The organism is Luteococcus sp., from assembly GCF_043424415.1.
Lineage (GTDB): Bacteria > Actinomycetota > Actinomycetes > Propionibacteriales > Propionibacteriaceae > Luteococcus.
Window position 1 is genome coordinate 1 of sequence record NZ_JBHWOO010000178.1, and the last position, 6,139, is coordinate 6,139.

6 protein-coding genes are annotated in these 6,139 nt (G+C 68.5%); 2 read left to right on the forward strand and 4 right to left on the reverse strand.

From position 1 onward, the window contains the following. The 3 genes from ACHFFZ_RS10495 to ACHFFZ_RS10505 all read right to left on the reverse strand — a co-directional run. Positions 1 to 872, reverse strand: an 872-nt coding sequence (locus ACHFFZ_RS10495) for an NAD(P)-dependent oxidoreductase (RefSeq protein ID WP_394276573.1), incomplete at its 3' end; no start/stop codon positions are given. Then, entirely contained in the window at positions 872 to 2,239 is a 1,368-nt protein-coding gene (locus ACHFFZ_RS10500; RefSeq protein WP_394276574.1) for a four-carbon acid sugar kinase family protein, read from the reverse strand. The genes ACHFFZ_RS10495 and ACHFFZ_RS10500, both read right to left, overlap by 1 nt. Positions 2,240 to 2,265: 26 nt before the next feature. Beyond that, positions 2,266 to 3,642: a gluconate:H+ symporter gene (locus tag ACHFFZ_RS10505; protein WP_394276575.1), complete on the reverse strand. Its 1,377-nt coding sequence runs from the start codon at positions 3,640 to 3,642 to the stop codon at positions 2,266 to 2,268. Positions 3,643 to 3,821: 179 nt separating this feature from the next. Here ACHFFZ_RS10505 and ACHFFZ_RS10510 point away from each other — a divergent pair, with 179 nt between their 5' ends. After that, entirely contained in the window at positions 3,822 to 4,517 is a 696-nt protein-coding gene (locus tag ACHFFZ_RS10510; RefSeq protein WP_394276576.1) for a FadR/GntR family transcriptional regulator, read from the forward strand. A gap of 46 nt (positions 4,518 to 4,563) precedes the next feature. Further along, entirely contained in the window at positions 4,564 to 5,535 is a 972-nt protein-coding gene (gene denD, locus ACHFFZ_RS10515) for a D-erythronate dehydrogenase (RefSeq protein ID WP_394276577.1), read from the forward strand. Positions 5,536 to 5,619: 84 nt separating this feature from the next. Here denD and ACHFFZ_RS10520 read toward each other — a convergent pair whose 3' ends face one another. Beyond that, positions 5,620 to 6,006: a rhodanese-like domain-containing protein gene (locus ACHFFZ_RS10520; RefSeq protein WP_394276578.1), complete on the reverse strand. Its 387-nt coding sequence runs from the start codon at positions 6,004 to 6,006 to the stop codon at positions 5,620 to 5,622. Between the last annotated feature and the right edge of the window lie 133 nt (positions 6,007 to 6,139).

Below are 6,139 nucleotides of genomic sequence, written 5' to 3' on the forward strand. Positions count from 1 at the left end.
CCTGTCTTCAACAGCTGCACCACGACCGAGTCGTCCTTGCGTCCCAGTCCGTGGCGTCGTCCGCGAAGGTAGAGCTGCTCGGCGGTGGACGCCAGGGGAACCTCCTGCGCCACCTCGCGGGCGGCCTCGGAGACCAGACCCATGTCCTTGACGAAGATGTCGAGCGCGGAGCGCACCTCGTCGTGGTTGCCGGCCACCATGCGCTGGCCGCGGTCGCCGAACATGAAGGAGGCGGCGGCACCAGCACCCAGCACCTCGTGCACCTGCTTGACGTCCAGCCCCATCGAGTCGGCCAGGGCGAGGGCCTCACCCGCAGCAGCGATGTGCACGCCGCACAGCAGCTGGTTGACCACCTTGAAGCGCTGCCCGTCGCCGGGGAGCGGCCCGACGTTCGGGGCGGAGGAGGCCAGCGCGTCCAGCACCGGCCGCACCAGCTCCACGTCCTCCTCGGCACCGGAGACCATCATCAACAGCTCACCGGTCCCGGCCCGTGCCACGCCGCCCGAGACCGGCGCGTCCACCAGGTGGGTGGTGGTGGGCGCCAGCCGCTCGCGGACCTGCTCGATCGCCGAGGGACCGACGGTGGCCATCACCATCGCGGCAGTGTCGGCGTCGAGCACCTCGGCGATGCCCTGGTCACCGAAGAGCACCTGGTCCAACTGGGCGCCGGTGGCCACCATGATCGCCACGAGATCCTTGCCCCGGGCCGCTTCGCGCGCCGAGGACGCGCCGGTCACCGCCGGCGCCAGCGAGGCCACCGCGTCCGCGTTGAGGTCGAAGGCCGTCACCTCGAAGCCGGCCTGTGCCGCGACGCGGGCCATCGGGGTCCCCATGGCCCCCAGACCCACCCAACCGATCGTCCTGATGCCCATCACTTGCTCCTGTTCTGTTGCGTCGCTCCAACCAGACGTTCGACGACGTCGGCAAGCGCCTCGTCGCCCCCGACATTGCCGGGAAAGACCACATAGGGGACGCCGATGGTGTCCGCCGGCGCCTGGCGGGCGGTGAACAGCGAGACCTGGCCGGGGAAGAACTGCCCCTGCACTTCGGCGTGGCTGATGCCCAGCCCCTTGGCAGCCACCTCGTGTGAGGTGATTCCGCCCTTGGCCACGACCCAGGCAGGTCGTGCCGCAGCCACCTGCTGGACCACCTCCACCACGGCATCGGAGACCGTGCGGGCGATCTGGAGTGATTCGTCCTTGTCCTCGGTGCTGACCAGCTCGCGGCTGGTGTAGAGCACGCAGTCGTCCGTGGACAGCTGTGCACGCAGGCGGGCGACGATCTCGGCCAGGTGCTCTTCCCGGGTGCCCTCGTCCAGCAGCCTGGTCACCTCGAGCTCGAACTCCACCAGGCTCCCGCGGCGCTGCACCGCCTGCAGCTGTCGGGTGGTCAGGCCCACATGGGATCCGACCACGACCAGCCCGTGGGGTGTGCGCGTGGGGTCGATGACGATGTCGTCCTCGCCCAGCACCACGGCCCCCTGCTGCCCGGAGAGCGGGCGCACGAAGGACGGTCCGCAGCGGGTGATGAAGTGTCGCCCAGCTGCCTCCCGACGGGCGAGGGCCTGGGTCACCACCTCCATGTCCTCGTACTCGGTCGCATTGACCACCACCCACTGCCGTCCTGTGACGGAGGCGAGGATCTCCTCGACACGGTCGACGCCACCCTCGCGGATGTCGTCGAGCCCGATGCTGGCAACCTCGTCGGCGCTGAGCTGACCGCCCGAACGCTCCTCGAGGAATCGGCGCAGGTTCGACTCCCGGTAGCCGAAGGTGGCGTCCTTCGCGAAGTCGGTCTCGGCAGCCTCGAGCGCGCTTTCCTGCACCATGGCGTAGTGGACGTCGTCGCGGGTGAAGCGTCCCGCCTCGACCATGGCCGGGCAGAACAGGAACCCGTCGACCTCGACGCCATGCTCGGCCAGGACATCGGCGAGGGCATTCGGCTCGGCCAGCACATGCCCCCGCAGCGTCGAGTCCGAGCGGGAGACGACGTGCAGCTGGGAGGCCTCGACCCCCCTGCCCAGCACCCCCTCCAGGATCCTGCGGTTCTTGGCCACGGCCTCCGCCTCGGGCAGCGCCCGGGTGTTCATCAGCACGAAGCAGGTGGAGCCGGGTTCCCGGAGCACCGTGGCGGGGATCTCCGGGTCCTCCTGGAAGGCGATGTCGACGTGGGCGACGCACTGGGACCCGGTGGGGTCGTCGTCGAGCACGAGGAGCCTGCGCGTGGTCTGGGTCGTCATGTCGGTTGCCCTTTCCTGTCTGCTGTTCACGAAACCATGCCGACCAGTGGCCACATCAGGGCCACCACGCCGAAGCCGACGATGGAGGTGGCGGTGGTTGCCACCGTGTAGCTCTTCAGGGCCGTCGCCGTGCTCACCTGGTAGTAGCGGCTCCACACCCAGAAGAGCGAGTCATTCACGTGCGACAGGGCCATGGATCCGATGCCGATTGAGATGGTCACCATCGCGATCTGCACCGGCTCCAGCCCCATGCTGACGGCCAGCGGCGCGATCAGCGGGGCCGTGGTGATGGTGGCCACCGTCGCAGAGCCCTGGGCTGCGCGGATCAGCGCAGCCATCAACCAGGCGAGGAAGATGATGGGCAGGCCGGAACCCGACAGGACATCGGCGACGGCCTGGGCCACGCCCGTCCTGGACAGGATGTGACCGAAGGTGCCACCGGCGCCCGTGATCAGGATGACCGCGGCCGTGGCGGGCAGCGCGGCGCTGCACACGTCCTCGATCTTCGACGCCCCCCAGCCCCGTCGCACGCCCAGGAAGTAGCTGGCGAGCAGAACGCCGATCAACAACGCGGCCGGGCTTGCACCCACCAGGGCGAAGAAGGAGCGCACCACGTGCCCGGCGGGCAGGGTCAGGGCGGTGACCGTCTGCAGCATGATCAGCAGCAGCGGGATGACGATCATGGCCATCACCAGGCCGACACTGGGCTCGCGACCGGCTGCGTCGACCTCGTCCTGCTGCTCGACACCGGCCAGCGCGCTGCCCTCCGTGGGGACCTCGGAGAAGTTCTTCTTGACCAGCACGCCGGACAGCACCTGGCTGAACAACCACATGATGATGGCGGGCACGAATCCCAGAAGCAGGACCAGGCCGACGTCGGCACCCATGAGCTCCGAACCGCCGACGATGCCCGGGTGGGGCGGCAGCACGACGTGCACGGTCAACAGCGCCATCACGGTGGGCAGTGCGAGGGTGAGCATGTTGGCCCGCCCTGGCATCTTCCGCGCCACGGCCAGCACGATCGGGACGAGCACGATCGTGGCGACATCGACGAAGACCGGGATGCCGAAGATGAAGGCCGAGGCACCCAGGGCCCACGGCGCCCGCTTCTCCCCGAAGGCCCGCAACAGGGCCTTGGCCAGGACCTCTGCACCGCCCGAGATCTCGATGATCTTGCCGAGCATGGCGCCGAGGGTGACGATCAGCGCTACGGAACCAAGGGTCTTGCCCATGCCTTCCTGCAGCGCGGGAACGACCCCGGCCATCGGCATGCCGGCCACGAGGGCGAGCGCGATGGAGACCACGATCATGGCGATGAATGGGTGGGCCTTGGCCTTGATGATGAGCGCGAGGATCGCGCCCACGGCCGCCAGGCCCAGCAGGACCAGCATGGTGGGTGACATCGAAAACCCTTCGGACGTCGTCGTTCTCTGGGGATGGAATCTCGGGAAAGTTCTGGAGAACGGGTCTCCACAACTTGTCTGATGTCTGACAAGATAGGTTCCGGGTGAGCCACTGTCAATGGTTCCGGCAGTGAATGATGGAGGGGTCGATCCCGGTCAGGACCGCCGAGAGGGGCAGGATGAAGGCATCACAACGAACCAGGCAGGAGATCCTCGGAGCACTGGCCGCGGGAGAGTTCGACGTGGGCAAGGAACTGCCCGCAGAGACCCGTCTCGCCGAGCGCTTCGGCGTCTCGCGGTTGACCATGCGCGAGACCCTGGGCTCCCTGGCCTCGAGCGGCATCCTGGAGGTCCAGCAGGGTCGCCGCAACCGCATCGCGCCGATGACCGAATGGTCCGTCCTGGATCCCGAGGTGGTGGCGGTGCGTGCCCAACTCGACGATGACACCGCCCAGATGGTGCAGGACCTGATGGAGGCCAGGCGCGTCCTCGAGGTGGGCATGGCACGGCTGGCAGCCACCCGCATCACCCCGGAGCAGCTGTCCGCACTGGAGGAGCAGGTCCGGCTGATGGAGGAGCACCTCGACTCCCCCTCACCGGAGGAGTCCGCACAGGCCGACATCCGCTTCCACGAGATCATCCTCCAAGCCGCCCAGAACCCCTTCCTCAGCGAGGCCTTCGGCACCCTCTCCCAGATGCTGCTGCGGGTGCGACGCGAGACCTCGCGCAGCACCCAGGTGCGACGCGAAGCCCTCGCGTGGCACCGCCGAATCCTGGCCGCGCTCCGAGAACACGACGCCGAGTCCGCCGCGGACGCAATGGCCCAACACATGGACCAGACCTTGACCGCGACGCGGCAGATCCGCCTGGTCTGACCCGCCCCAGGGGCACACCCCGCCCCACGAACCGATGGAGGAATCAATGAAGATCGTCATCACTGGTGGAGCCGGCTTTCTCGGAAGCATGCTGACCCGGACACTGCTCGACCGCATCGATGCCGGCACGGCTCCGCTGGGCGCCGACGGCATCGTCTCGCTCGACCTCGCGCCCTCGCCAGTCGAGGACCCGCGCGTCACCTCGGTGGTCGGGAACATCGGCGACGCGTCACTGCTGTCCAAGGCCATCACCCGTGACACCGTCGGCGTCTACCACCTGGCCGCAGTCCTGTCCGGCGGCTCGGAACAGGACTTCGACCTGGCCATGTCGGTCAATGTCGATGCAACGCGCGAGCTACTCCAACGCCTGCGCGACGTCGGTTCGGACACAGGTCGCGACGTGCGTCTGGTCTTCACCAGTTCCCTTGCCGTCTTCGGCGGGGACATGCCCACGGTGGTGCCGGAGCACTGGGCCCAGCAGCCCGACTCGACCTATGGCGCCCTCAAGGCCGTCGGGGAGCTGCTGGTCAACGAATACTCCCGCAAGGGCTTCCTCGATGGTCGGATCTGCCGGCTGCCCACCATCTCGGTGCGGCCCGGCAAGCCCAATTCCGCCGCCAGCTCCTTCGCCAGCGGCATCCTGCGCGAACCCCTCAACGGCATCCCCACAACCTGCCCCGTGCCGCGCTCGACCCGGATGTGGCTCTCCTCGCCACGCACCGCCGTCGCCAACCTGGTGCACGCCATGGCACTGCCCCAGGAGGACCTGGGCCGCTGGCGCGGCATGAACATCCCCGGAATCTGCGTGACCGTCCAGGAGATGCTGGATGCCTTGGAACGCGTGGGTGGCCCCGAGGTGCGCGCCCTGGTCACCGACGAGCACGACCAGCGCGTGGCCGACATCGTGTGCTCGTGGCCGGGCGACTTCGACGTCGACCACCAGCTCGCGCTCGGATTCGTGCGCGACCAGGACTTCGACGACGTGGTGCGCCAGTACGTCACCGACCACGTGGACTGAGGTGGTGGGAGCCGCGGCCGGACCGACCGGGCTGCGGCTCCCCGTCCACTTGTGCCCCGTGGGCCCAGATCCGCTTGCGCGTGCTCAGATCCGCTTGCGCGGGGGCCCCGGGATGAGGATCTGTCCGGCATCGCGCCAGGCGACCAGCCCCCCGTCGACGAACTCGCAGGTGAAGCCCTGGTCTCGCACCATCTTGACGGCATGGCCGGAGCGCAGCCCGGTGTCGCAGATGAGCACGATCGTCTTGTCGGGCTCGGCGAAGGGGTCGCCCTCGTAGACGGCGTCCATCACGTTCTCGGCCAGCGCCCGCACGTCCACCAGGCGCGCCCCGGGCACGTGGCCGCTCTCGTACTCCTTGAGGCCACGGACGTCGACCAGCACGCCTCCCCGGGCAAGCAGGTTGAGCGCGTCGTCGACGCTGATGCCGCCGTCAGGAGTCATCTTGTTGATCAGTCGCTCGCGGAGTCCCATGCGACCATCACAGCACGCCCAAAGGGAGGGGGAAAGCAATCTGGCGCTGGGCGAACAAGCCTTGCGGAGTTGGCATGCCGCCTTGTCGGGGTGATGATGAGGCCATCACGCGCAGTGATGCACCCACCACCAG

Excerpts from the sequence above, each read along its gene's own strand:
- ACHFFZ_RS10500 (WP_394276574.1), bottom strand. The coding sequence starts at position 2,239 with ATGACGACCCAGACCACGCGCAGGCTCCTCGTGCTCGACGACGACCCC.
- ACHFFZ_RS10505 (WP_394276575.1), bottom strand. The coding sequence starts at position 3,642 with ATGTCACCCACCATGCTGGTCCTGCTGGGCCTGGCGGCCGTGGGCGCG.
- ACHFFZ_RS10510 (WP_394276576.1), top strand. The coding sequence starts at position 3,822 with ATGAAGGCATCACAACGAACCAGGCAGGAGATCCTCGGAGCACTGGCC.
- denD (WP_394276577.1), top strand. The coding sequence starts at position 4,564 with ATGAAGATCGTCATCACTGGTGGAGCCGGCTTTCTCGGAAGCATGCTG.
- ACHFFZ_RS10520 (WP_394276578.1), bottom strand. The coding sequence starts at position 6,006 with ATGGGACTCCGCGAGCGACTGATCAACAAGATGACTCCTGACGGCGGC.